Origin of the sequence: Psychrilyobacter atlanticus DSM 19335, assembly GCF_000426625.1 — a bacterium.
GTDB lineage: Bacteria > Fusobacteriota > Fusobacteriia > Fusobacteriales > Fusobacteriaceae > Psychrilyobacter > Psychrilyobacter atlanticus.
This window is the reverse complement of sequence record NZ_KE384548.1, coordinates 587,281-613,000: the sequence shown is the minus strand read 5'-3', so window position 1 is coordinate 613,000 and position 25,720 is coordinate 587,281. Positions and strand designations below refer to the sequence as shown.

Here is a 25,720-nt window from a genome sequence, read left to right as displayed (position 1 = left end):
ATTATTTTAATTTAAATTTTTGCCATGATTTAATCTTATCTATGAAAATGAGATTATCTTCACGAACCCTACCGACTACATTGCTATTCCCTTCATTTTCATAATCTTTTAAGGCTATATGTAATTCCCCTTTATATCTATCATAATTTGAATTCTCAATAATCACATCTCCTCTTTTTATATTCCTTGTATTTTTAGAAGATATTTCATAATCTTTATATTTTACTCTGGGCATAGTAGATCTTATAGTATATTCACTAGCATCCCCTCTGTAAAAATGAAGTTCATCGTATAAAATTTTAGCTTCTATTTCAGAGACTTCAACCTCTAAGTCTATATCTAAGGTCAATAATCCCCTCCTAAGCTCCCCTAATGCCCTTAATTCATCCTCTGAAGCAAAGCAATTAGCTATAATAACATCATCTACAACATCAGTATTCCAAAGATCTCTTGCTTGGACTGTAATATCCTCTATATACCTATGGTCCTCTAATGTACATAGCCCCTCAGAAACCGACCAAGGGCCAAAGGTAGCAACTGTAGAGTTTATAAATGCAGCTACTCTTATTCCATTATTTTTGTAGTTTTTAGAAGTTTCTAAAAACAATTCCCTCTTTAAACCACTTCTTTTTTTAGGATAAAAATTATGACATCCTAAAATATTATGGATATCAGCACAATATGATAGTATGTTCTCAAGATATTTATTTGGTTGACTTATATTTAACTCAATCATCAAATTTTCTTTATTGTAAGTCATCATTGCTTCTTCTACTCCAGAAAAGCCCTCATCTAGCCTTAATCCATCTACCCCTATTTCACGGAAAAATGATAAGTCATCATAGGATATTTTTAATTCTTTAAATATACATGGTGCTACATCTACTATTACTTCAAAGTTATAACTTTTAGCATATGTAATTATCTCTTTAAACTCTCTAACTATGGATTCTTGATCGCCTTTTACAGACAATAAACAAGTAAATATCCTATCAAACCCATATTTTGCTGCCATTGCTATATAATTTTTATTTTCTTCTAAACCAGCATGTTCAGGATATACTGAAATTCCTAATCTTCTCATATTATAAGTCTCCTTTTTAATCTTTAATTTTCTAACTCTAAAGATTTTTCATATACTTTCACAAAAGGTGTGTATATAAAGTAAGATAATATAACCAGTCCAACACTCAAAATCAATGCTCCAACACTAAAATTTGTCGCTAATAATGCAGCTACTGGTCCTGGTGTTGTCCACGGTACTAAACTTACAATTTTACCTACTAAACCTGTTTTTACAGCATACCAAGCTATAGTTGCATTAATTATTGGAACTCCTAAGAACGGTATAAACAATATCGGGTTCATAACTACAGGAGCTCCAAATATTATGGGTTCATTTATATTGAAGAGCCCTGGAATTGTCCCAAGTTTCCCTATAGACCTTAAGTGATCTGTTTTACTTCTAGACATGGCAATTGCAAGTCCTAACGTTGCACCAGCACCTCCTAAGTATACAAAGGCATCTAAAAAACCACCGGCTAGTATCTTAGGAATTTTATCTCCGGCTTGAAGTGCAGCTTGATTGACTGCTAAATTAGATAAAATAATCGGATTTATGATCGCTACCACTACATTTACCCCATGTAGCCCAGCAAACCATAGTATATGGACGATTAAAATAATTAATAAAACTGCTGGTAGACTATCCGATGCAGAAATAAGTGGTGCAAAAGTATCCATTATTAATTTAGGAATCATTTTCCCTGTACTTTGAACCCAATTATTAATAGGTTGAAGAATTATTATTATCGCAATAATTGGTGTCAATAATTCAAATGACTTTGCAATTGCTGGGGGAACAGAATCAGGTAACTTTATCACCATTTTTTTTGTAGCCATAAACCTATATATCTCAATTGCTATAAATGAACCTATTATTGCTGTAAATAAACCGTTTGCATCTAAATATCTAGCGTCCATTACTGGCATCCACCCGCCATCTACATGAAATACATTAATTACTTGTGGATCTTTTGCCATAGGAACCCAGTCTAGTTTTGCCGATGTCATAAGAAATGTAAATAATGTTAAAAAACCACCTGTAATACCATTTAACTTATATTGATTAGATAAACTGTATCCAATTCCAAAAGACACAAATAAAGACATAACTCCCATACTGACATAAAACGGCTGAACCCAATTAGCTTTATGAGCACTCATCAAATCAACATACCACTGCATATATAATGGCGACGCTTTATCCGTAAAAGGTAAGTTAACTAAAAGTAATATAAAAGATCCTACTATTAAAAATGGCATGGCAAATACAAATCCATCTTTTAGTGCTGTAAGATGTTTTTGGTTAGCCATCTTAGATGCTAATGGCATCAAATGCTTTTCTGTAAAATTTGTAAACTTAGTCATAAATTTATTCATTATTCTCCCCCTATACTAATTAAAAATTCTTTTTAAATATATTTTATTTAAGATTAAATAACTTCTAATAATATTTCTACTAACGAAATAATCGTCTCAGCTGACATATATTGATCTTCAGCATGGGCAATTATTAGATTTAACTCCACTACCACATTATCATCATCTTCACATTCTGCTGTTACATATTTATGATGTACCCCATGGGCTTCTAATAATAGTTGTCTCGCCTCTAATAATCCTCTTTTATCCTTATTTCGAAGAGCTTCTAGAGCTATACTTTTAGCTGTTCCTGCCATTGCAATTATTGGCATAAATCCCTCTATAAGTTCTTCTTTTGTAAATTTATTCATGATAGCCTCCTTATTTCCCTATTAGCTCTAGAGCAAAATCTAATATTTTTTCCCCTTTCATCATTCCATAGTCCATACTGTTGATAACTTCTACAGTTTTATTAACTTCATTAGCTATTTTATTTAACTCATCTTTTTTAAATCTTACTTGTGGACCTAATAAGAAGACATCATACTCATCTAAATTCAAATGAAATTGTTCCAACCCCATTGCTTCTATTTCACACTCAATTCCTTTTAACTCTGCAGCCTCTCTCATTTTTTTTACTACTATACTTGTCGACATTCCTGCACTACATAATAATAATATTTTTTTCATTTTTACCCCTCCTAAGAATCCATTCTTTTTTCAAATTAAAATAAATTTCTTTTAACCATCTTCTATACTGCAAGTGTATATTATGAACTATTCAAAAGCAAATCCCTCAAAAAAAAAGTTTTTTTCGTCTAATTTAGTTGATAAAATATATACTTTTACTTTTTTTCAAAGTATAATCAGTATATAACGATTAACTTTTATATTTATTTCGTCAAATATTAAAGATTTAACCCTTAGAATCCACAAAATAATTTTAGGAGGTTGTAAAAAATGTCAAAAAATTCTATTTTTTTAGATGCAGAATCATTTGAGAAATCATTTTCTCTAAAAATCGAACCTAAATTAAAATCAAAAGAAAAAATATTTTTGGATAAATTGATAAAAAAAATATCAATTAATTCTCATATAGCTTTTTTTTCTTTAGGTGAACTATATGGAATATATAAATCTAAAGATATTTTAGAAATAAAGAAAAATATTTTGAGACTGAGTAAGAAAAAAATGTTTTTTACATTGATAAATTTAGAGAAAGAAACTATTCAAGGAGAATTTTATCTTTTGAACTCTATCTACCTTAAAAATGATGGAGTATATGTCACTCCTCCTTTGGAGCTGATCTACTCATTGGATAAAAAATCTATCTTTCATAGAATAGATCTATCAACGTTCATAAGGTTTAAAGAAAAACATACATTTAATTTTTACCCCAAAATAATTGAAAACTATGACTCTAAAAAATTTGAGTATAATATAACTCAATTAAAAGAAATCCTAGGAGTTGAAGATGATTATTATGAAAGATTTTATGATTTTGAAAAAAATATTATAAAACCTATTATCAACGATATAAATAAGTCTTCTAAAATCCATATCCATTATGAAAAAATTAAAAATGGTCAAGGAAAAACAAATAAAATAACATGTTTAAAGTTTTCATTTATCGATAGTGAAAAAGATGAAATTTTAAAAAATACAAATATAACCATACATTCAATTAAAAATAAGATCCATGATATACCTAAAATAAGTAAATTAATTGAATCTTCTCTAGATGAAGGAGAACCACAAATAATTTTAAAATTAATTGATAAAATTAAATTAAATTTTGCTCCCCCTATTGATGTTTTTTTAGAGGCCGCATTAAAAAGTCACTACAGATTAAAAGATGAAACTGTAAAAATTATAGATATCTCTGAAAATTTCACCTCTTGTTTTAAGATTGAAGGGCGATTATATAAGGAACTTTCTATTTTTAATTTCAGTTATAACTACTATTTTTTGAAAGAATTGCAACATCTAAGGATGAATGGAATTTTTAACTACAATATATTCCCATGGAAAATAAAAGTCAGATTTAATTCCAAAGAAAAGTCTAGTATAAAAATATATATGAATTTAAAAGAAGAAGTTTAAAGCCTTTAAAAAACATTATATAAAGAAAGAACTACCTAAATATATGTATTACTATTCTAACTATAGGTATCAACGAAACTTAAAAAAGATGACTCCTGCACAATACAGAAATCATCTTTTAAGAATATATAACCATCTTTTTTAGTGTTCTTGACAAAGGGTTCAGTTTAAATTAAACTCTCTCTTTTTATATAATTTTTCAAACCTACATTATATTAACTAAGTTTAAAAAATTATAGATTCTCCTCATACCATTTAAGCTGCTCACAGCTTACTTTATCCAGATCTTCATCGATATAGATGTCATAATGAGTAGAATCTACCATAAGAAGTTTTTTCTTTTTAGTAGAAAGCTTATTGAATATCTCTTTAGATTCCTCAGGACGATTTACCATGTCATTGGTAGCTCCTACCACTAATACAGGAATATCTATCTTATGAAGGTAGTTTTCAGGTTTCCACTCATCGATATACTTAGTGGTAATAAAAGGTATTTTTGCTTTGAGAGCCTCTGGAAATAAAGGACTGTACTCCTCAAAAAACTTTTTAGACTGTGTATCTGAAAGAATCTTTTTTAATGGCAGCTTCATAACTTTATTCTTCGTTGCAGCAGCCAGTAAAGATTTATTCAGAGAGTGTGCTCTTTTTTCTTTATCCTCTTTTGAGAGGTTATAGGTGTTGTTTCTTTCACCGTCTCCAAATGTTATCTGTACACTAAGTGCTTTTATTCTGTCATCCACAGCAGAGGTCATAAGAGCGTTGGCTCCTCCTAAAGATGTTCCCCACAATCCGATCTTGTCGCAGTCGATTTCTGACTGAGAACTGATAAATGTTATTGCATTTCTTATATCTCTAACCTGTTCCTCTGGAATAATCTGTCCCGCTGGCCCCTCACTGCCTCCAAAGCCTCTGTAATCAAATGTAAAAGCGGCATATCCTTTGTCTGCAAATTTTAGTGCATAGTTGGGAAGAAGAAGTTCTTTTACTCCTGCAAAACCATGACACAGGAGGATGAGCGGAAGAGGGTTCTCTTCATTATACCCCTCTGGAAGATAGAGGTTTCCTTTAAGTTTATATCCATCTGAATAAAATTCTAATTCTTTTATCATCTTGTTCCTCCTATTTAATTGTCCAAAAATCAACTATAATTATACTTTAATCTAAGAAAAAGTTCAATAAAAAAGTAAAATATAGAATAGAACTTATTCTACAATTACTTCTATCCTATTAAGACCTTTGAAAGAAGACTGGAAAATACAAAATTATTCACATTAAAAAATCAGGAAAAAATTCTCCTGATTTTTTAAATTTTAATTCTATCTATTTTGTACTAAATTATCTACTAGATGACATGCTACAAAATGTCCATCTGAAATTTCATTTAATACAGGATCTCCGTGACTACATTCAGGTCTAACATATGCACATCTCTTTGCAAACCTGCACCCCTCTTCTGGATTTATCGGAGAAGTTATCTCTCCGTGTAACTCAATCCTATCCATCTTATGCTTTAGGCTTGCTACTGGTATCGCAGAGAGTAGAGCTTTTGTATATGGATGTCTTGGATTTTTAAACAATACAGCAGATGGTGCTTTCTCTACTAATTGACCCAAATACATTACTGCAATATCATCTGAAAAATGCTTAACTACAGACAAATCATGAGTGATAAACATAAAAGTTAATCCCAATTTTTGTTGTAGATCCTGCATAAGGTTCAAAACTTGAGCTTGGATAGATACATCTAATGCTGATACAGGTTCATCACAGACAATAAACTTTGGATTTAATGACAATGCACGAGCTATACCAATTCTTTGTCTTCTTCCACCATCTAATTCATGGGGATATGTATTTAATAATCTTTGACTTAATCCTACTAAGTCCATCAATTCCTTCACTTTACTACTTAACTCTTTTTTGTTGCTAACTAATTTATGTATAATTAATGGTTCTCCTATAATCTCACTTACAGTCATTCTTGGGTTTAGAGAGGCAAATGGATCTTGGAATATTATTTGCATATCTTCTCTTAATTTTCTCATTTGATTTTTATCAAATTCCCTTATACTTTGACCTTCGAAAAATATCTCTCCATCTGTAGCTTCTAAAAGTCTAAGAATTACTCTTCCAGTTGTAGATTTACCACACCCAGATTCTCCTACTATCCCTAGAGTCTTACCTTTTTCTATAGAAAAATTTACCCCGTCTACTGCATGCAGCATCCCTTTAGGAGTTTTAAAATGTTTTTTTAAATTTCTTACTTCTAATATTTTATCTGCCACCTTTATTCCTCCCTATATCCATTCTTGTTTAATATCTTCTTCAAACATTAGACACTTAATTCTGTGTCCATCAACATTTGTATGTTTAGGTACTCTGCTAGAACAAATATCTCTTGCTTTATCGCATCTAGGATGAAATGGACATCCAGAAGGTAGATTTGTTGGATCCGGCATACTTCCCTTGATTGGGTTAAGTCTAGTAACATCACTATCTAAACTTGGTATAGAACCAAATAATCCCATTGTATATGGATGTTTTGTAGATTCAAATATATCCTCTATCTTTCCATACTCTATAATTTCTCCACCATACATTATAGCTACTTTATCACAAACTTGAGCTACTACACCTAGATCATGTGTAATCATAAGCATAGCTGTTTTAAACTTTTCTTTCAAATTGTTCATAAGATCCAATACTTGAGCTTGGATAGTAACATCTAAAGCTGTTGTAGGCTCATCCGCTATAAGCAACTTTGGATTACACGCAAGTGCAATGGCAATTACCACCCTTTGTTTCATTCCACCAGAAAATTGATGGGGATAGTCATTATATCTTGCTCCTGGAATACCTACTAACTCCAGCATTTCTTTAGCTTTATCAACTGCTGTTTCAACATTTATATCCTGATGAATTAAGATTACTTCTGATATTTGCTCCCCAACACTCAATACTGGATTTAATGATGTCATTGGATCTTGAAATATCATAGAGATCTTGTTTCCTCTAATTCCTCTCATATCATCTTCAGAAAGTGACAATAAATCCCTTCCTTCAAATTCAATATTTCCACTCATTATTTCTCCTGGAGGATTTGGGATCAATCTCATCATTCCTAAAGCTGTTGTAGTTTTTCCTGCTCCAGTTTCTCCTACTAGACCTAATGTTTCTCCCTCTTTTAAATCTAAATTTATACCATTTACTGCTTTTACTACTCCGTCTTCAGTCTTATATTGAATAGTAAGATCTTTTATATTTAATAATTTATCACTCATAAGGTGTGTCTCCTTTTTTATTTAATTAAGATTTTAATCTTGGATCCAATGCATCTCTAAGTCCATCTCCAACTAAGTTTAAAGCTAAGATAGTAATTACTATTGCTATACCTGGAATAGTCGTTACATGAGGTGCATATCTAAGGTATTGTCTACCTCCAGAAAGCATTGCTCCCCATTCTGGTGCGGGTGGTTGAATTCCCATTCCTATAAAACTAAGTCCAGCTGTAGAAAGTATTGCCCCTGCTACTCCTAGTGTTCCTTGAACGATTACTGGAGCAAGTGCATTTGGTATGATATGTTTAAATATAATTCTAAAATCATCTGCCCCAATGGCTTTTGCAGCTTCTACAAATTCCTGGTCTCTTATTGAGATTACAGATGCTCTTACAATTCTTGCATACCCTGGAACTGAAGATATACTGATTGCAAGCATAAGATTAAATAAGTTTGGCCCCAATGCCGAAACGATGGCAATAGCTAATAAGATACTAGGTACTGCAAGGAAAACATCCATGATTCTCATGACAACGTTATCTAGTTTACCACCATAATAACCAGCTACTGCTCCTAATGTTCCACCAATAACGATAGAGATTCCCACAGCTAAAATACCAACTTGTAGTGATACACGAGCACCATGAATAAGTCTGGCAAACATGTCCCTACCATATTCATCTGTTCCAAAAATATGTGCTCCACTTGGGCTTTGTAATCTATCTTTTAAATTTTGCTTTATTGCTACACTGTCGTATGGTGCAATAACATCAGCAAAAATTGCTAACAATACTATTACTCCTAAGATTGCAAGACCGGCCATAGCCATATTATTTTTTTTCAACCTTCTCCACACTTCAGCCATTTGACTTCTTTTTTTATTTACAGTTTCAACAGAAGAATTTTTCTCTATATTTTCACTGCTTAGTACTTCTGACATAATTAAATCCTCCTTTTATTTATATTGAGATTTTACCCTAGGGTCTACAAATCCATATAATATATCTACAAATAAATTTACTATTGAGAACGTTGTCGCAAGGAATAAAACCGCTGCTAATACAACTGGTGTATCTTTACTTCTAATAGCTTCTACCATCATTCTTCCTACTCCCGGCCAAGAATAAACAGTTTCTGTAAGTACAGCTCCACCTAATAGGTATCCAAATTGTAATCCTACAACTGTGATTACTGGAATTAATGCATTTTTCAAAGCATGCTTATTTATAACTTTTTTCTCAGTAACTCCCTTGGCTCTAGCTGTTCTAATGTAATCTTGTCTAATTACTTCTAACATCGACGATCTAGTCATACGAGTAATTATTGCTGCTGCTCCTGTTCCTAATGTAATTGACGGAAGGATCAAACTCTTCCAGCCACCAAATCCACCTGATGGTAGCCATCCCAATCCTACTGAGAAAAATAAGATCAACATAAGTCCTAACCAGAAGTTTGGCATTGCTACACCTAAAAGTGCTGCAATCATACTGGTACTATCCATTATAGAATATTGTTTTGTCGCTGATATAATCCCTACTGGTATACCAATTAATATTGCTATTATTACACCAATTATTGCTAAGATCAATGTGTTTGGAAATCTTTGGAATATCTCACCAAATACCTCTCTACCACTTGTATATGATCTTCCAAAATCGCCTTGTACTGCGTTTAGAACAAATCTTCCATACTGCATTATGAATGGATCATTCAATCCCATTTCCTCTCTTAATGCTAAAACCTGTGCCTCAGGAGCACTTTCTCCTAAAATAAGTTGAGCTGGGTCTCCAGGTGTAAATGACATTATTGAAAATACTAAAAATGATACACCTAATAAAACAGGTATCAATAATAATAATCTTTTAAATATATACTTATGCATGTTCCCTCCCTGATTTTTACATTTATTTCTTAAAAAAATTACCCTCTAAAATTAATTATTTCAGAGGGCAATTAAGATTATTTTTGTTGATCAAAATATACTCCGTAGATCTTATGATGTCCTGCTGGATTTAATTTAAATCCTTTTACATCTTTATTAATACCAGCATTCATTGTTTGGTAATATAATGGATCTACTGGTAAGTCTTCCATGATTTGCTTTTGAATTTTAGCATATAATTCTAATCTTTCTTGTGGGTCTGTAGATGATTTTGCTTCATCTAACCACTTGTCTACATCTTTGTTCGCATAGAAAGATCTGTTTCCAGCTCCACCGATGTTAGCACTATTAAATAAGGCATTTAATCCATAGTCAGCATCTCCTGTTGTAGTAACCCAACCTAAGATAAACATCTCATGATCTCCTCTTGCAGTTCCATCTAAATAAGCTCCCCATTCTACTGGTTCTACTGCCATCTCTATTCCTACTTGTTTTAATTGATCCTGTACAATAGTTGCAATTTGTAATCTTACTGGGTTATCATTTGTCCAGATTGTAGTTTTGAAGCCATCTGCATATCCTGCTTCTGCTAATAATTTCTTAGCTAATTCTGGATTATAATCATATGATTTTGCATCTTTATCATATCCAAATACTTTTGGTCCGATAGGTGAATTTGCTTTTGATCCAGCACCATCTAATACTACATCGATGATGATATCTACATCTATTGCATGTCCAATAGCTTGTCTAACTAATTTATTATCAAATGGAGCTTTATCGAAGTTAAATCCGATATATGCCATAGATAACGACTCTTCTTCTATTAAGTCTAAATTTTCATTACCTTTAACTTGATTTTTGTCAATAGGTTCAATATCATATGCGATATCTACTTCTCCAGTTTCTAAACTAATAGTTCTGTTTGTTCCTTCAGTTATATTTCTAAAGATTACATTTTCAACTTTAGGAGCTCCTAAGAAGTAATCTTTATTTGCTTTTAACACAATTTTATCTCCAGAATCCCATTTTACAAATGCATATGGTCCTGTTCCTACTGGATTTTGTCCATAGTCGTCTCCAGCTTCAGTAACAGCTTTTTCGTTTAAGATAGAAGATGCTGTATGTGCTAAATGATGTAATAATGGTCCAAATGGTTCTTTTGTAATGATCTTAACTGTATAATCGTCTATTACTTCAACTTTATCTACAGCTTCTATAATGTGATGAATTGTTGGTGAAGCTAACATCCCTTCAATTGTAAATTTAACATCTGATGCTTTTAATTCCTCTCCATTGTGGAATTTTACTCCCTTTCTTAAATGAAAGATAGTTGTTTTCGGATCTGGTTGATCCCATGATTCAGCAAGTGCAGGTACAATATTCATATCTCCATCAGTCGATACCAAACCATTATAAATTTGTGCCGATACTCTAGATGATGGTTGGTCATTTGATGCATGTGGATCCAATGATTTAGCGTCAGCCCCTTGAGCTACCACCAATGTATCTTTTACCTTAGTTTCTTTTTCCCCGCCACCACAGGCTGTTAGTGTTAATAAGACAACCAATGATGAAATCAATAATAAAACTTTTTTCATATTTCCTCCCTATTTCCTCTTATTTTTTTAAGCTCTTTCTAAGATAATATTACTTCATTTTTTCTTATTTGTCAACAAAAAAAATAAACAAGTGTACTATTTCCTTATTTTTTGTATAATTACCGAATATTTATAACTGATATACAGTAAATACTAAAAAAATAACACTCGTAATCCTCCAACAAATAAAATTAAATTTTTATTGGGAGATCAAATTTAAAAAAAATATTATTTTTCTAAGAAAAAAGCTATCTATAATAAAGTCTACCTCTAAATAAAATAAATTCAAAATTTATTTTAATTTATCATTTTATTTCTTAGAGCTTTATAAGAAATTCGACTGTGCATTCTTATTCCCCCCCATAAATTATATTTAGTTTATATTTTCTCTTATTATAATAAAAGGAAAAAAAATATATATCTGTATAAATAATTATTAAGGTTTTAACATTTTACTGCGATTCAAATAAAACAAAGGGAAAATCAAGGTTCTTATATCTCTGATTTTAAGGAGAGTTCTTATGAAATTAAAAAAAATTAAAGTGAATAGTACATATGTTTTTCTGATTTTATTGGCGGGAGTATTGCTGGATATATACTATGAAACTAACACCCTATACCACGAAGAACTTCAAAGAATAGATAAAAACCTTTATAAAACTGCAAAAAATATGCCTTTTTATATAGGAGATGATTACAATTTTCATGGCATGAACAAAAAGTCATATGATGAAAAGCAAATTCTAGAAACATCAGAAAAACTTATAGAGATAGCCCATATAAACGAAATTGACTATCTATATACCATTATAATTAAAGATAATATGCCTACATATACTTCTATTGGTGGATCTAGTGAGGAATACCTTGAGTATTTTAAAGATAAAGATCTCTCTCAATTTTATTGGTTTACTTTTGAGGATGTTGAGGATGATTCAATTGAAGAAACTATCGATATGTTTAACAATCGGGATATCATATATATCAACAGTTCTGATAACCTAGGTAAGTATAGATCGATATATATCATCTCAACTGCTGAAGACGGTAGAAAATATATATCTGGTGCTGACATGACAATAACTAATTTAAATAAAATTATCTTTAAAAAGATTTCTTATCAGATATTACATACATTGCTGATGTTATTAATATTATTATTATTTATATTAATAATATCTAAAAATATGAAAGAACAGAAAAAAATTAGAGAAAATTTCATCAAAAATATCAGTTATGATGGCCTCACTGGGGTTTTAAAAAGAGAAAAAGGGATAGAAAGGATGAATCAAATAATAAAAGATCTACCATTTGAAGATAAAAAAATGTTTGTGGGATTGTTTGACATCATGGACATGACCTATATAAATGAAGAATTTGGAACAAAAGTAGGCGATGATATGATAAAAAAACTTGCTGAGGTCTTAAAAATGGCTTTTAGAGAAACAGATGAAATAATAAGGTTAAATGGAGATCAGTTTTTAGTAGCTATCAAAGAACCCCTCTCTGGTGGAACAATCGAAGAATTAGAAAAGAGATTTGAATTATTTTTAAAAAAATATGATTTTATGAAAAAAAGAGAGCTACACATGACCGTTCGTAAAGTCTTCTTAAAATGGGACCGAGAAACTAACTTAAACCCTATGTTAAGAGTTTTATTTGAAAAATTGAGATTTATAAAAGGAAATAGTGAAAAAGAAACTGCTTTGATGGAATTAGATATTCAAAGAGGTCTTCATAACAATGAATTTGAAGTTTACTATCAGCCTAAAATAGATGTCTTGACAAAAAACGTTGAATTTGAAGCACTTATGAGATGGAATCATAAGGAAAAAGGGATGATTTCTCCTATGAATTTTATACCTATAGCCGAGAGATCCTCCTTGATAATCTCCCTTACTGAGTTTTTAATAAAACAGGTAAAAAAAGATATTGAGCTTTTAAAAACAAAGGTATCTTTAAATATATCTCCCGTTCATTTTAATAGAGAATTTTTCCTAGAGGAAATGCTTGAAAAATATGACAATCTAGATGACATAGAATTTGAGTTAACAGAAGACAATTTTATAGACGAGGTCGATAATTCTATAATAAAAATTGAAACTTTAAAAGACAGGGGAGTAAATTTTCTTATCGATGATTTCGGAACTGGATATTCATCTCTATCTTCACTGGCTAAATTGCCCGTAACAACCCTTAAAATCGATCGATCTTTTGTAGTAAATATGTTTAAAACTCATAGAGATATGAATGTTATCAAAACAATAATTCAGCTGGGGAAAAATTTAAACCTGAAAATTGTAGTCGAAGGTGTAGAAGAACTAAAGGAAATTAACTTTTTAATGGAATTAGGAGTCTCTATTTTCCAAGGATACTATCTTGGTAAACCTGAAAGATTAGAAACTGTTTTAGATAAATTAAAAAATGATATCTATTTGATAAAATTAAAAGAATTAAATACTAAAATTTATTAAACATATGGAGGTCAATTTATGAAAGGAATCGTATTAGCAGGTGGATCTGGAACGAGGCTCTACCCTATAACTAAAGCAATCAGCAAACAAATAAATCCCATATATGATAAACCTATGATCTACTATCCCCTTTCTATGCTCATGTTAGCAGGGATTAAAGAGATATTAATAATTTCTACACCTCGTGATATAAGTGTCTTTGAGGAGTTACTAGGAAGTGGATCTGATTATGGAATAAAATTAGAGTATGCTATACAAGAATCTCCAAATGGTTTAGCTGAAGCTTTTATAATAGGAGAAGAGTTTCTTGGGGACAGCCCATGTGCTCTCGTACTGGGAGACAATGTGTTTTATGGTCATGGATTAACTGGTAAACTTAAAGGTGCTTTTGAAAAAAGAAAAGGAGCCACAATATTTGGATATCCAGTAAATAATCCAGAAGACTTTGGTGTTGTTGAGTTTAATGAAAACGGTGAGGCTATTTCTTTAGAGGAAAAGCCAAAAAATCCTAAATCAAATTTTGCTATACCAGGACTATATTTTTACGACAATACAGTTATAGAAAAAGCTAAAAAAGTTAAGCCATCTCCTCGAGGTGAATTAGAAATAACCTCCTTAAATCAAATTTACTTAGATGAAGGGAGCTTAAGCGTAATCAACTTAGGTCGTGGTATGGCATGGCTGGATACAGGGACTCAGGAAGGCTTATTAGATGCTGCTAACTTTGTTTCTACAGTCCAGAAGAGACAGGGAATTATGGTTAGCTGCTTGGAGGAGATAGCATATTTAAAGGGATGGATAGATAAAGGAAAAGTAGAAGAATTAGCAAAACCATTATTGAAGTCAAATTACGGAAGATATCTCATGAATTTAATCAAGTAGGAGGGTATATGAATAAATTTAAAAAAATAAAAACAGGAATAGATGAACTTATAATCATTGAACCTACTGTATTTGGAGATGATAGAGGATTTTTTTTAGAAAGTTATTCTAAAAGAGATTTTGACGCTCTGGGGATAAATGATGAATTTGTACAATACAATCACTCTAAATCTAAAAAAGGTGTTCTCCGTGGCTTACATTTTCAAACCCAAAATGCCCAAGGTAAATTAGTAAGGGTGATTTCTGGATCTGTTTTAGACGTCGGAGTAGATCTTCGCCATGGAAGTAAAACTTTCGGTCAGTGGTATAAAGTTCTCTTAAGTGCAGAAAATAAAAAGATGTATTATATCCCCAAAGGGTTTGCACATGGTTTTTTAACTTTAGAAGATAATACCGAATTTCAATATAAATGTACAGACTATTATGCTCCTGAATTTGATTCAGGAATACTTTGGAATGATAAAGATATCAATATCAACTGGGATTTTGAAAAATATGAAATAAATGAAAGTGAGTTATTACTTTCAGAGAAAGATAAAATCCAGCAATCATTAAAAGAATTTTTAAACAAAGGAGTTAAATTATGATATTAATTACAGGAGCTAATGGGCAGTTAGGCCAAGATTTTCAAAAACTATTTACTGATTTGAACATTGAATATATTGCTACTGATCATAAAGAGCTTGATATTACCAATAAAATTAATGTTGAAGCATTTATAAAAAATAAAAAATTTACTCATATTATTAATTGTGCTGCTTATAATAATGTCGACAAAGCTGAGATAGAAAAAGACTTCTGTTATCAACTAAATACAATTGCACCAAACATGTTAGCTGAAATAGCTAACAAAATAGATGCGATATACGTCACTTATTCCAGTGATTTTGTTTTTGGAGAAAATAAGAGTATTCCCTATGTTGAAACAGATGAAGTCTCTCCATTATCTATCTATGGAAAAACCAAAGCTCAAGGGGAGAAACTAGTATCAACTACACACAATAAATCTTATATTATAAGAACTTCTTGGGTTTTCGGTGTAGGAAATAACAACTTCAATAAGCAAGTGATTAATTGGTCAAAGAACAATGAAAAATTAAGTATTGTAGATGATCAAACATCTTCTCCTACATATTCTTATGATCTGGCACTATTTTCATGGAAATTAATTCAAACTAATAAATATGGATTATATCATATAACGAATAGCGGGGAAGCCAGTAAATTTGACCAAGCCGAATATATCTTAAATTCTATTGGATGGAAAGGAAAACTAGAAAGGGCTAAAACAAGTGATTTTAATTTAGCAGCTAAAAGATCTAAATATTCAAAACTTTCAAATGAAAAAGTTGAAAAAACACTAGGAATAAAGATGCCTGCCTGGCAAGACGGAATAGACAGATTTTTAAAAGAATTTAATTATTAGCAAAAAAAGACCTAGTAAGGTAGCTTACTAGGTCTTTAAATTTAAATAATATACATTGGATACTTCACTTATTCTCCTCTGAATGCTCTAAAATATCCTCTAAAATATGAATTTGTCCCATTTGAATTTTTTTCAATAAGCGTTTTAAAACTTCATTGTATTCAATTAAATTGTGAGATTCAATAGTCAATTTATTCTTATTAATCTCTATTTTGAGTAACTCTTCAATTAATTTTACTTCTTTTAAATTTATCTTTACCCTTGCTGTATATTCCATTTTATTCACCAGATCCTTTTAAAACAGCATATACAGTTTTAAATAATATCCAAAGGTCAAGAAGACTATTTCTTTTTTCAATATATTCAAAATCATATTTAATCTGTTCTTCAAAATTTAATTTCCCATCTAATCTTTCTCTGATTTGAGTAATACCAGTAATACCAGGCTTTACTTTTACTACTCTTCCACATTCTTCATAACTGTATTTTCCAACTTCATGATCTATGGCTGGTCTAGGTCCTACCAAACTCATCTCTCCCCTGAACACATTATAAAATTGCGGCATCTCGTCAATAGAGGTTTTTCTTAAAAATTTACCAACTTTTGTGATTCTAGGATCATTTTTCATCTTAAATATTTTTCCCTTTATCTCCGCCTTATCTTCCAGCTGCACCTTTAATTCTTCGGCGTTTAAAACCATTGATCTGAGTTTATAAATATAAAATGGTTTCCCTCCCTTACCAACACGGACTTGTTTGAAAAAGATTGGTCCTCCATCCTCTAGTTTTATAGCTAACCCTGCTAACAGTACTATAGGTGCAGATAAAGCTAAACCTACAGTGGTTCCGGCTAAATCTATAATTCTTTTATTGAAAAAATATAATCCATCATTTAAAATTTCTTTATTTTTATATTCTTCCAAATATTTTATATCCAGTTCTGGCGGTTTTCTCTGAACATAAAAATCCATGTCTAGAAAATCATCTAATTTTCTAAATTTAAACAAGTTATATAATTGTGGTGAAATCCTTAAAATTTTCAGTTCTTTTCCCAGCATAGTCATCTCTTGGTTCATCCTTAAAAGGTAACCTAGAGCTGCTGAGTCTAAAAATGTTACTCTTAAAAAATCTATCTCAACTTTTTGAATTTCATCTCCATATATGACTTTATGAAGCCTTTTTTTATATTTATTCAGGTGATAAACCTGTATTTTATTTTTTAACTTCAGTTGTAAAACCCCTTTTTCAGGAATTTTTAAGTCCTCAACTATAGGTGAAGCAAAGATTCTTCGATTATAGATAATCCCATTGAATTCCTGTTCTGAACTCCTCCATAATTCATGGACAACCTCAGCCACCAATGCTACAAAATTTCTAGAATATCTTTTATACAGATGGGTCGGTTCCTGCATCAGTCTATAAAACCACTCCAAACCATTTTTCTGCATCCACAATGGTGCTCTGTTGACCGTTCCAGCTAAAAATTTAATAGTCGCTCCTACACCTATTACGGCTTTTACTCCTATCTCTTCTAACTGATCTCTATTCATTCTAGCCCATTTTTCAGCTTTGCTACCCAAAGATAAAAATAATATTTTAGGCTTTATTTCTGCTATTTTTTCTAAGATTTCTTCATTTTCCATAGCTAAAAGGGGTTTTACTTCCGGTGAAAAATTTCCTGTTTTTAACTTTGGATAGTCTCTTTTAAGATTTTTTATCGCTATTTCATTTTCTTTTATGGTTCCTCCTAAAAAAAATAGTGGTACTTCATTTTTTTCAGCTTCTTTTATCAGTATTGGCGTCAGATCTGAACCTGTAACCCTTTCTTTTAAAGGTTTCCCAAATAGTTTGGAGACCCAGATAATAGGCATCCCATCTGCAGTAACTATATTAGATGATTTTATTATATATCTCAGCTCTTCATCCCTCTTGGCTCGGTCAATAAAATCCATATTTACAGTAACTATCTGCCAAAGTATTTTATTATCTTTTTTTACATGTTCCATTATCTTTGCAGCTAATTCAGGCGTACTATAGTTATTAAATAAATAACCAAATACAGAAACTACACTATTCTTCATCATAAAACACCTACCTTGATAATTATTATCTGAACTTTTACAATATTTAGATGCTTTTTTTAACTAATAAATTCATTAGAACGAAAAAACATCATTTAATTTTAGTCAACCTTTATTTACTGCAAAATATCAGTATTCATGGAATTAGTATTTATTTGTCTTTTTTTATTATTCTAGCTGGAATTCCAACAGCTATACAATCATTTGGTATATCTTTTAAAACAACAGCATTAGCACCAATATCAACATTATTTCCTATTACAATACCACCTAAAATTTTTGCCCCAGTACCTATATTTACATTGTCCCCTATCCTTGGAGCTTCAATCTTATCAATTCGTGCCGTACCTATAGTTACTCCATTTCTTACAATACAATTATTCCCAAATTGAGTGTAGCCACTCACCACTATCCCTCCATTATGGTGAATTTGAAAGTTCTCTCCTAAAATAACTTCGCATGGGAGTTCAATTCCACGACTTTTTATATTAAAATAAAGGAGTTTATAGATGAGAGAAAAAGGTTTTCTAATAAATTTATTTTTAATACCGTATCTCCAACGTCCGAAACGATAGACAACCATAGCAAAGAAACCAACATTTAAAAACTCTTTATTGTGATTTATATAATCTTTTTTTATATTTCCAAACATAATATTCACCTACTTCCAAGGTTTAGGAGGAGATATTTTTCCCCCTTCGGTGTTATCCCACGCTTCCGAAATTGTTTCTATGTGGTTCAATAACTGATCTTTCTTTACTTGATCTGAAGATTTAAGAATCCTCAATCTACTCCAGCTGGATTCTACAAATTTTGAGCAATACGCTGTAAAAGCTCCATGATGCTTCTTATAATAGATATACTGACTCTGAAGTCTCCAAAGAGTTAACTGATTTCCTGATTTTGCTACTCTTTTTTTATCTAAAGATTTAGCCGATTCCCCTCCTATATGAACTACCTCTATTTGAGGCCAGTAATAGACCTTATAGCCTGCTTTTTTTATTCTTTTAGCCAAATCTACCTCTTCATAGTAGAGAAAAAAAGCAGAATCAAATAATCCAACTTCCTTTAAAACTTCATTTCTTATGATATTAAATGCCCCTGGACCCCAGTCACATTCCCTTTCTAAATCAGGTGATTCATAGAGATAGTCACCCCGACCAAATAATTTAGAAGTAGGATATTTATTTTCTAAACCACTCAATTTGAAAAAGTCATTAAAAACACTGGGAAAAGACCTTTTAGAAGGTTGAAATATTTGGTCACGACCTATTAATTTCCCTACTCCTACTCCTACTTTTGGATTATTTAACATCAATTCATACGATTTTAACAATGAATTTTCTTCAAAAAAAGCATCAGAATTTAATAAAATTACAAATTCTCCCTTGGCAACTCTCATTCCCACATTGTTTCCTTCACCAAAACCTAAATTGACTTTTGAAAAATAAAGTTCTAAATTTGAATATTGTTCTTTCAACATAATATCACTGCCATCATGTGAACCATTTTCTACAATAATTATCTCTGTTTTTATCACAGGATATTTATTTTTTAATTTTTTTATTTCTTTCTTCAGACTCTCAATACAGTCAATAAGTAAATTTTTTGTATTAAATGAAACTATAATAATCGAAATATCCATAATACCTCCTAATCTCTTTTAGTCCTTTTCCAATTTGTATTTTTTTTACTATTTTTAAAGATAAGTGGTAGTTTTATTATCTTCCAAAATACATAGGAAGGAACTCCTCTAAGAGATATAAAATCAGTTCTATCGCCAAATCTCTTTACCGCAACAATAACATAAACTCCTATGAGTAAAAAACCGTAAATAGAAAATATCATAAAAAACGGTAATCCAGATAAAAGCAGCAACGAAAGAATCAAAACTATATATGCCATAGGTAGAGTAACCAATTCCAATATCGGCTCTATAAAATTAACTCTACCTTTTAAAAATTTAATAATTAACTTTGGAAGGTAGGTCTTAATTATTAGTAATCTTCCCCCTTCCCATCTTGCTCTTTGAGTACTCGCTCCTTCTTTGGATATGGGGAAATCAGCATATAATTTAGCCTCTTTAATATAGTGTACTTTTTTATTTTTATCTATTAATTTCAAATGGTATTCAACATCTTCTACTATAGAGTAAGCTCTATATGGTATTTCAGTAATCACTTCTTTACTTACAGCAAATCCATTTCCAAAGAGACCCACAGATGCACCTAATTTTTCCCTAGCATAGGGTCTAATCCCATGAAATACTAAAAGTGCTAAATTCATCAGTTTATTTTTATTATTTACCCTATTTTTTACAAAATATCCTCCTTGCATCACTTCGAAGCCTTTTCTATATCCATCAAAGATTGAAAGAAAATAACTTTCTTCTACCACACTATCAGCATCCACAATAAGATAGAGGTCATAATCATAATCTTTTAATTTATCAAATGCATATTCTAAAGCATATCCCTTACCTTTTTTCTTAGTGTCCTTCCTTTCCATCACTTCTGCTCCACATTTTGATGCAAGATCAGCAGTACTATCTGTACAGTTATCAGCAATAACATAAAACTTTACTAAATTACCACCCTTAGAAGCTCTCTGAAGGGAGTTTAAACATTTTTCTATGTAGAGCTCCTCATTATGTGCAGGAATCAAGACAGCCAATTTAAAAGATTTCTGTGTATTTACAATGGGATAAGTTTTCTGTTTTATAAAAAGATAAGAAAACAGTAAAATACTCAAATAAAATATAGAAAAAATATTAGCTATATAAAGTAACCAGAAAATAAAAATCATAAAACCCTCCTAGCTCAATAAGTTTTAAAAAGTTCTACCATTTTATCAGCAGACTTATAGATATTATATTTATTCTTTATAATTTTCCTTCCTTCTTCTCCAATCTTTTTTCGAAGAACATCATCTAGAATCAATTTTTCAAATATTTCTGAAAGGCCTTCTATATCACTTGGCATAACCAAAAATCCATTTTTACCATCTTGAATTAATTCCGGTATCCCATTTATTATGGTACTTACAACTGGTATTTCCATAGACATAGCTTCCATTAAAGAGACTGGAATTCCTTCGGCAAAAGATGGCAATGTAAATATATCCATTTTTTTTAAAAATTCTTTAGTTTCCTCTCTTGACTTCACTCCTAAAAATTTTACATGTGTCTCTAAATTATTCTCTTTTGTATAAGATTTTAAAAGGGAATCATCAATCCCTCCACCTATTATATTAAGCTTAAAATTCAACCCTTTTTTAGCCAATCTGTTCAACGCTTTCAAGATTATAATCTGCCCTTTACTAGGTGTAAGCCTTCCTACCGATACTATATTAACTGTTTCATTTCTAGGCAGCTCAGATCTCCTATAAATCTCTGGGTCTACTCCACATGGGACCATATGAATTTTCTCCCATTGTTTGGGGTCTAAAAATCTCATAATTTGACTCCTACAAAAAAATCCTATTCCTCGTATAAAAACAGCACCTCTGAATTTTTCCTCCAATAAATTTTTATCAGTGTTATAAAAAATTTCTGGTCCATGTACACTAAGACTATAATTTATATCGGTGTGTTTATTTATTGGCAGGACCAAAGATGCAGCTGGGTTGGCAAAATGAATATGAATATGATCTACTTCTAATTTTTTTAAATGAGCTAAGAGAACCAATTCCTCTAAAAAATATCCAACAGTTTTTATAAGACTTTTAGGCCCTTTAAAATAATTTAATCTAACCGTTGAAAAAAATATATTTATCCCTTGCGGTGTAAACATCTTAAAAAAATATTTAAAAAGATTTTTTTTTAATTCCCTCTTTAGATACAAAGTCGTGTCATAATATAATTTTTCTTTTTCGTCCATTTTTTCTAAATTTTGAGGACTATTTATAGAGACTGTTACTACTTCTACATTATTATTTTTTAGTTCCTCTATTTCTCGTAGGATAAATGTATGAGATATCCCCGGAAACTCACTTACTAAATAAGCTATCTTCATAAAACTCCCCCTTTTATATCTGTCTAAAGTTCCACTCTGAAGAGATATCTTCTGTTTTGGATTCTTCAACAAAAGATCCAGCTTTCATTGTACTAGCAAAAGCAATAAATACAAATACAATCTGCTCGCTCTGAGCCCCCATCCAGACAGTTGCCAAAGTAACAAACCATGTAAATGCACAAGCTACTATAAGCCAGGATAACTCCCCGTAGGGGTTATCAAATGATGTATTTAATCCAATTCTCAAGCACTTAAACATACTATAAAATGTCATTCCTAAAAAAAGGTACATAGCAATTACCCCATGTAGAAGAGCAATGAAAAGATACTGATTGTCTATACTTACCTGCCCATTGACTACTGGCATTCCATTCCTTCCATATCCCAATAAAGGTTGTTTTTTTACCTCAACAACATAATTATCTATGAGCTCTTTTCTGTATGCTATGTTTTCCTGAGTTTCATTTTGAGCATTAAATCTATTTACAGATGCATACTGTATAAATTTTATACTTGCAGGGGGTAGACCGATAGCTAAAATTATAGCTACCAATGTAAAAGCCATAAATCTCTTCTTTGTCCAGCCAATAACCAAAAGGACTCCTCCAGCAATAAATCCTAAAATAGGTCCTTTAGATATCGACATTAACATCCCTGCAACATTTAAAAGTATTATTAGTTTTGCAATATTGTCATTTTTCCAAACTTTTCTCCTTCGTAACCAAATAGCAAACAAGGAATAAAAAGCCCACATCATCCCAGCCAAAATTGGGTGTGCATATACAGCTGCTGCTCTTACATATCCATATCTTGCCCAGCCCGGCCACCTAAGATACTCTGGCCAGACAAATTGCAAAACATCTACAACTGCTAAATCAAATTTGAACTCAAGGGGTGAGAAAAAAGCCAAAATAGCCCCTACAACCGTAATAAATTTTGCAAATTCAATCTTATCTTCTAAAGTAGATAGAAATTCTTTAGCTAAAATATAAGGCATTATTATTTGTACTGTTCTATCTATTAAAAGGTTTCTCCCATCAGCAAACCCCATTGTAGTAAATTCACTCATAATAGAGATTAAAACATAGAGAAAAACCAAAATATCTAAAAATTCAATTTTAAACTCACTCGCTCTATTCATGACCCACCAACCAAATAGTGGGAACAATGAAAAGTGAAAAAAATTAAAATCTGGAAGACCTGGAGTGGGAAAATAATAATAGCTAGGTATTGCAAAAAGGCAAAATAAAACTACTTTAAAAGCAGCTTTTTCACCCTTTGTCATCAAAACTATTATATTTATAATCAATGGAAAAAGTGCTAATGCCTTCATAATCATCATTCCTTTAAATTATATTTTAAAAAAACCATCTTTTTCTAATTTCTTAATCCTTTCAATAATATAACTCCTATTATTATGTGTTTTTATATAATTAAAAGAATTCATAGACCATTTTTTTATCAAATCTGTATCTTCTATTACCCTTTTAATATGTTTATTTAGTTCATTTGTATCATCGATATCAAATGTTATCCCATTTTTTACTTTAGTAATTACATCACATAGTGCAATAGTTTTTGTTGTTATAAAACCGACACCTTGGGCCATACTATCAAATACTGTACGAGTCATCTCTTCTGTTCTATGTGGTATTATTATTATATGCTGTTTTGAAATAATAGAAAATAGCTGTTCACCCCAAGGTACCCATCCCCAAAATTTAACATCGATATCCAGGTCTTCAGCTAACTTTTTTAACCTATCCATCTCATCTCCATCACCAATTATATTAATTTCATATTTTTCTTTAGAAATCCCTATGAATCCATTTATTAATGTATCTAACCCCTTTTCATAGGCTAGCCTGCCTATATAAAAAAATTTGATTTTATCGAAATCTTCATCTATAGAATTCAACTTTTTCTCCAAAGCTGATTCCTCAATTATTTGATCTTCCCCTACAATAGGTTGGTAAATTTTAAATGGATTTTTACTAAATTTAGAGTATTTTTGGTAAACACCTTCCCCTAACATAAAGGCAGTGTCTCCGATTCCTATGCTCTTTTCATATAAGTGTTTAGAATAATGCATAAACCCTGTCCAAAATATTTTTTTTAAAATATTTTTACTCCTATCTACTTGATCTGCTTTTAATTTCCCTACAAGATCACAATCCATTATAAATAATTTCTTTATATCATATTTTTGAGAATCTCTAATTCCTGTGTAACAAGAGGAGATCATATATGGATATCCTCCTCCTCCAGTATGAAGCACTCCTCCCTCTAAGAGAGCGTTGTTAATTATTTTTTTATTCTTTCGATAGACTCTAAGGCCCTCTCTAAATGAATTTTCATATTCAAGGGGGATAAACTCCATATTCTCGTTTAATGAAATATAATCTTCGTTTAAATCTAAAACTAAAGGAGCTATCAACCTTAATTTTACACCTTTAGGCAATAGATCTATATGAAGGTTTATATCTATCGCAGGTAGTTTCCCCATATAGATTTTATCTTCCTTTATCATAACAGGTAGTTGAATTAAATAGTTATAGTACATCTTCTACCTCCTTAAATAATTTCAGTACACTGCTTTCCATATTTTGTTTACTGAACTCTTTTATCTTCTCTGTCCCATTAAATCTCAATTCTTCTTTGAGTCTAGGTTCATTTTTTAATCTATAAAGATGGGTATACAAGCTTTCTACATCTCCATCCATGCTTGTAAGAGCAGTCTTATTGTGTATCATATGAATATCTCCCCCACGGCCTGTAAAACCTATGACTACACATCCACACCCCATAGCTTCCAAGGGAGGTAATGCAAATCCCTCTGGGTAACCAAAAGACAGGTAGATATCATTTTTTTCATATCTTTTTATCAACTCATCTTTTTCTAAGTGTTCATATATAACCTCAAATTCAAAAGTATCTTTTAAATCATCTGGAAACTTCTCAATAAACTCATCTATATCTTTTTGATTCTTTCTATATAAAATTAGCATTGTATTAGGAGTTTTCAATTCTTTTGTATAACTAAATTTATCTAAGTCTAGCCCATTTAAGACACTAAAAATAGGCAGATTTGACCGCTCCTTCATATACTCAGTACAATACCCTTCTAGAGTTATTATCCCATCAAATCCATATTTTTCAGCACTTCCCTCCCTATATAAAGCCCAATTTTGTACAAAAAGAAGTTTTTTTCCTTTTTTAAACTGTAAAATTTCTTGGGGTATGACCTCAGGACAGATGATAAGATCCCCTTCTTCTATTCCTTTTAATTCTCCTTTTAAGTATGAGATAGTTGTCTTATGCTCGAACCAATCGGCATTGATACTATTATATCTCCCTCCTAAACTTACTACCTTAGTTGTAATATTATTTTCATTTAAAATATCAGCATGTTCATAGATTACCTGAATTCCTCCAGAAGCTTTTCTATCATTAAAAAATATTCTTTTTAATTTTTTTAATATAGTAGTATCATCTTCATACCTTACAATCTTTTTTATTTTAGGAGTTAAATAAAATATATTCAATGTATTCCCCC

General features: G+C 31.0%; 24 protein-coding genes and 1 pseudogene. 6 read left to right on the top strand and 19 right to left on the bottom strand.

Annotated elements, in window-relative coordinates:
- Position 1 precedes the first annotated feature (1 nt).
- The 4 genes from K337_RS0114790 to K337_RS0114775 are packed head-to-tail and all read right to left on the bottom strand — an operon-like array spanning position 2 to position 3,114.
- Complete coding sequence (locus tag K337_RS0114790; RefSeq protein ID WP_028857284.1) at positions 2 to 1,084, bottom strand: DUF871 domain-containing protein; 1,083 nt, start codon at positions 1,082 to 1,084, stop codon at positions 2 to 4.
- Positions 1,085 to 1,107: 23 nt separating this feature from the next.
- Entirely contained in the window at positions 1,108 to 2,442 is a 1,335-nt protein-coding gene (gene celB / locus K337_RS0114785; protein WP_245584902.1) for a PTS cellobiose transporter subunit IIC, read from the bottom strand.
- A 53-nt stretch (positions 2,443 to 2,495) separates the two neighbouring features.
- On the bottom strand, positions 2,496 to 2,795 hold the full coding sequence (locus K337_RS0114780; protein ID WP_037029977.1) for a PTS lactose/cellobiose transporter subunit IIA: 300 nt from the start codon (positions 2,793 to 2,795) through the stop codon (positions 2,496 to 2,498).
- Positions 2,796 to 2,805: 10 nt separating this feature from the next.
- Positions 2,806 to 3,114: a PTS sugar transporter subunit IIB gene (locus K337_RS0114775; RefSeq protein ID WP_028857281.1), complete on the bottom strand. Its 309-nt coding sequence runs from the start codon at positions 3,112 to 3,114 to the stop codon at positions 2,806 to 2,808.
- A gap of 270 nt (positions 3,115 to 3,384) precedes the next feature.
- Here K337_RS0114775 and K337_RS0114770 point away from each other — a divergent pair, with 270 nt between their 5' ends.
- Complete coding sequence (locus K337_RS0114770) at positions 3,385 to 4,527, top strand: replication initiation protein (RefSeq protein ID WP_028857280.1); 1,143 nt, start codon at positions 3,385 to 3,387, stop codon at positions 4,525 to 4,527.
- 25 nt (positions 4,528 to 4,552) lie between these two features.
- Positions 4,553 to 4,672 (top strand): annotated as a pseudogene (locus tag K337_RS19665) (hypothetical protein); the annotation flags it as partial.
- An 88-nt stretch (positions 4,673 to 4,760) separates the two neighbouring features.
- Here the strand turns inward: K337_RS19665 and K337_RS0114765 are convergent.
- The 6 genes from K337_RS0114765 to K337_RS0114740 all read right to left on the bottom strand — a co-directional run bounded on the left by K337_RS0114765 (position 4,761) and on the right by K337_RS0114740 (position 11,288).
- Positions 4,761 to 5,636: an alpha/beta hydrolase gene (locus K337_RS0114765; protein ID WP_037029975.1), complete on the bottom strand. Its 876-nt coding sequence runs from the start codon at positions 5,634 to 5,636 to the stop codon at positions 4,761 to 4,763.
- 207 nt (positions 5,637 to 5,843) lie between these two features.
- Positions 5,844 to 6,752 carry an ABC transporter ATP-binding protein gene (locus tag K337_RS0114760; protein ID WP_425414024.1) on the bottom strand — a complete coding sequence of 303 codons (909 nt, stop codon included), beginning with the start codon at positions 6,750 to 6,752 and terminating at the stop codon, positions 5,844 to 5,846.
- 72 nt (positions 6,753 to 6,824) lie between these two features.
- Positions 6,825 to 7,808: an ABC transporter ATP-binding protein gene (locus K337_RS0114755; RefSeq protein ID WP_028857277.1), complete on the bottom strand. Its 984-nt coding sequence runs from the start codon at positions 7,806 to 7,808 to the stop codon at positions 6,825 to 6,827.
- A gap of 25 nt (positions 7,809 to 7,833) precedes the next feature.
- Positions 7,834 to 8,745 carry an ABC transporter permease gene (locus K337_RS0114750; RefSeq protein ID WP_051251817.1) on the bottom strand — a complete coding sequence of 304 codons (912 nt, stop codon included), beginning with the start codon at positions 8,743 to 8,745 and terminating at the stop codon, positions 7,834 to 7,836.
- 15 nt (positions 8,746 to 8,760) lie between these two features.
- Entirely contained in the window at positions 8,761 to 9,687 is a 927-nt protein-coding gene (gene nikB / locus K337_RS0114745; protein WP_028857275.1) for a nickel ABC transporter permease, read from the bottom strand.
- A 77-nt stretch (positions 9,688 to 9,764) separates the two neighbouring features.
- On the bottom strand, positions 9,765 to 11,288 hold the full coding sequence (locus tag K337_RS0114740; RefSeq protein WP_028857274.1) for a glutathione ABC transporter substrate-binding protein: 1,524 nt from the start codon (positions 11,286 to 11,288) through the stop codon (positions 9,765 to 9,767).
- 521 nt (positions 11,289 to 11,809) lie between these two features.
- Between K337_RS0114740 and K337_RS19385 the strand changes: the two genes are divergently transcribed.
- The 4 genes from K337_RS19385 to rfbD are packed head-to-tail and all read left to right on the top strand — an operon-like array spanning position 11,810 to position 16,070.
- Positions 11,810 to 13,762, top strand: a complete 1,953-nt coding sequence (locus K337_RS19385; protein ID WP_028857273.1) for a GGDEF domain-containing phosphodiesterase — start codon at positions 11,810 to 11,812, stop codon at positions 13,760 to 13,762.
- An 18-nt stretch (positions 13,763 to 13,780) separates the two neighbouring features.
- On the top strand, positions 13,781 to 14,644 hold the full coding sequence (gene rfbA / locus K337_RS0114730) for a glucose-1-phosphate thymidylyltransferase RfbA (RefSeq protein WP_028857272.1): 864 nt from the start codon (positions 13,781 to 13,783) through the stop codon (positions 14,642 to 14,644).
- 8 nt (positions 14,645 to 14,652) lie between these two features.
- Entirely contained in the window at positions 14,653 to 15,231 is a 579-nt protein-coding gene (gene rfbC / locus K337_RS0114725; RefSeq protein WP_028857271.1) for a dTDP-4-dehydrorhamnose 3,5-epimerase, read from the top strand.
- Positions 15,228 to 16,070: a dTDP-4-dehydrorhamnose reductase gene (rfbD, locus tag K337_RS0114720; protein ID WP_028857270.1), complete on the top strand. Its 843-nt coding sequence runs from the start codon at positions 15,228 to 15,230 to the stop codon at positions 16,068 to 16,070. Before rfbC ends, rfbD begins: the two co-directional genes overlap by 4 nt.
- A 64-nt stretch (positions 16,071 to 16,134) precedes the next feature.
- On the opposite strand, the gene K337_RS0114715 is transcribed toward rfbD, so the two are convergent.
- The 9 genes from K337_RS0114715 to K337_RS0114675 all read right to left on the bottom strand — a co-directional run bounded on the left by K337_RS0114715 (position 16,135) and on the right by K337_RS0114675 (position 25,709).
- The gene (locus K337_RS0114715; protein ID WP_028857269.1) at positions 16,135 to 16,347 is read right to left on the bottom strand and encodes a hypothetical protein; all 213 of its coding nucleotides are present in this window, start codon (positions 16,345 to 16,347) and stop codon (positions 16,135 to 16,137) included.
- Between the two features lies 1 nt (position 16,348).
- Positions 16,349 to 18,151 (bottom strand): WecB/TagA/CpsF family glycosyltransferase, encoded by a 1,803-nt coding sequence (locus K337_RS19660; RefSeq protein ID WP_169712893.1) that lies wholly within the window; start codon positions 18,149 to 18,151, stop codon positions 16,349 to 16,351.
- 151 nt (positions 18,152 to 18,302) lie between these two features.
- Positions 18,303 to 18,803 (bottom strand): serine O-acetyltransferase, encoded by a 501-nt coding sequence (locus K337_RS20320; protein ID WP_028857267.1) that lies wholly within the window; start codon positions 18,801 to 18,803, stop codon positions 18,303 to 18,305.
- Between the two features lie 9 nt (positions 18,804 to 18,812).
- A complete protein-coding gene (locus tag K337_RS0114700; protein ID WP_037029970.1) occupies positions 18,813 to 19,796 on the bottom strand; it encodes a glycosyltransferase family 2 protein in 984 nt (327 codons plus the stop codon).
- An 8-nt stretch (positions 19,797 to 19,804) separates the two neighbouring features.
- Positions 19,805 to 20,956 (bottom strand): glycosyltransferase family 2 protein, encoded by a 1,152-nt coding sequence (locus K337_RS0114695; RefSeq protein WP_028857265.1) that lies wholly within the window; start codon positions 20,954 to 20,956, stop codon positions 19,805 to 19,807.
- 14 nt (positions 20,957 to 20,970) lie between these two features.
- Positions 20,971 to 22,164 (bottom strand): glycosyltransferase family 4 protein, encoded by a 1,194-nt coding sequence (locus tag K337_RS0114690; protein ID WP_028857264.1) that lies wholly within the window; start codon positions 22,162 to 22,164, stop codon positions 20,971 to 20,973.
- 13 nt (positions 22,165 to 22,177) lie between these two features.
- Positions 22,178 to 23,497 (bottom strand): O-antigen ligase family protein, encoded by a 1,320-nt coding sequence (locus tag K337_RS0114685; protein ID WP_028857263.1) that lies wholly within the window; start codon positions 23,495 to 23,497, stop codon positions 22,178 to 22,180.
- 18 nt (positions 23,498 to 23,515) lie between these two features.
- The gene (locus K337_RS0114680; protein WP_028857262.1) at positions 23,516 to 24,727 is read right to left on the bottom strand and encodes a glycosyltransferase; all 1,212 of its coding nucleotides are present in this window, start codon (positions 24,725 to 24,727) and stop codon (positions 23,516 to 23,518) included.
- Positions 24,717 to 25,709 (bottom strand): glycosyltransferase, encoded by a 993-nt coding sequence (locus tag K337_RS0114675; protein WP_028857261.1) that lies wholly within the window; start codon positions 25,707 to 25,709, stop codon positions 24,717 to 24,719. The genes K337_RS0114680 and K337_RS0114675 overlap by 11 nt, the downstream gene beginning before the upstream one ends.
- Positions 25,710 to 25,720 lie beyond the last annotated feature (11 nt).

Bases quoted from the DNA above. Each gene is read 5' to 3' on its own strand.
- K337_RS0114790 (WP_028857284.1), bottom strand. From the start codon at position 1,084: ATGAGAAGATTAGGAATTTCAGTATATCCTGAACATGCTGGTTTAGAA.
- celB (WP_245584902.1), bottom strand. From the start codon at position 2,442: ATGAATAAATTTATGACTAAGTTTACAAATTTTACAGAAAAGCATTTG.
- K337_RS0114780 (WP_037029977.1), bottom strand. From the start codon at position 2,795: ATGAATAAATTTACAAAAGAAGAACTTATAGAGGGATTTATGCCAATA.
- K337_RS0114775 (WP_028857281.1), bottom strand. From the start codon at position 3,114: ATGAAAAAAATATTATTATTATGTAGTGCAGGAATGTCGACAAGTATA.
- K337_RS0114770 (WP_028857280.1), top strand. From the start codon at position 3,385: ATGTCAAAAAATTCTATTTTTTTAGATGCAGAATCATTTGAGAAATCA.
- K337_RS0114765 (WP_037029975.1), bottom strand. From the start codon at position 5,636: ATGATAAAAGAATTAGAATTTTATTCAGATGGATATAAACTTAAAGGA.
- K337_RS0114760 (WP_425414024.1), bottom strand. From the start codon at position 6,752: ATGCTGCATGCAGTAGACGGGGTAAATTTTTCTATAGAAAAAGGTAAG.
- K337_RS0114755 (WP_028857277.1), bottom strand. From the start codon at position 7,808: ATGAGTGATAAATTATTAAATATAAAAGATCTTACTATTCAATATAAG.
- K337_RS0114750 (WP_051251817.1), bottom strand. From the start codon at position 8,745: ATGTCAGAAGTACTAAGCAGTGAAAATATAGAGAAAAATTCTTCTGTT.
- nikB (WP_028857275.1), bottom strand. From the start codon at position 9,687: ATGCATAAGTATATATTTAAAAGATTATTATTATTGATACCTGTTTTA.
- K337_RS0114740 (WP_028857274.1), bottom strand. From the start codon at position 11,288: ATGAAAAAAGTTTTATTATTGATTTCATCATTGGTTGTCTTATTAACA.
- K337_RS19385 (WP_028857273.1), top strand. From the start codon at position 11,810: ATGAAATTAAAAAAAATTAAAGTGAATAGTACATATGTTTTTCTGATT.
- rfbA (WP_028857272.1), top strand. From the start codon at position 13,781: ATGAAAGGAATCGTATTAGCAGGTGGATCTGGAACGAGGCTCTACCCT.
- rfbC (WP_028857271.1), top strand. From the start codon at position 14,653: ATGAATAAATTTAAAAAAATAAAAACAGGAATAGATGAACTTATAATC.
- rfbD (WP_028857270.1), top strand. From the start codon at position 15,228: ATGATATTAATTACAGGAGCTAATGGGCAGTTAGGCCAAGATTTTCAA.
- K337_RS0114715 (WP_028857269.1), bottom strand. From the start codon at position 16,347: ATGGAATATACAGCAAGGGTAAAGATAAATTTAAAAGAAGTAAAATTA.
- K337_RS19660 (WP_169712893.1), bottom strand. From the start codon at position 18,151: ATGAAGAATAGTGTAGTTTCTGTATTTGGTTATTTATTTAATAACTAT.
- K337_RS20320 (WP_028857267.1), bottom strand. From the start codon at position 18,803: ATGTTTGGAAATATAAAAAAAGATTATATAAATCACAATAAAGAGTTT.
- K337_RS0114700 (WP_037029970.1), bottom strand. From the start codon at position 19,796: ATGGATATTTCGATTATTATAGTTTCATTTAATACAAAAAATTTACTT.
- K337_RS0114695 (WP_028857265.1), bottom strand. From the start codon at position 20,956: ATGATTTTTATTTTCTGGTTACTTTATATAGCTAATATTTTTTCTATA.
- K337_RS0114690 (WP_028857264.1), bottom strand. From the start codon at position 22,164: ATGAAGATAGCTTATTTAGTAAGTGAGTTTCCGGGGATATCTCATACA.
- K337_RS0114685 (WP_028857263.1), bottom strand. From the start codon at position 23,497: ATGAAGGCATTAGCACTTTTTCCATTGATTATAAATATAATAGTTTTG.
- K337_RS0114680 (WP_028857262.1), bottom strand. From the start codon at position 24,727: ATGTACTATAACTATTTAATTCAACTACCTGTTATGATAAAGGAAGAT.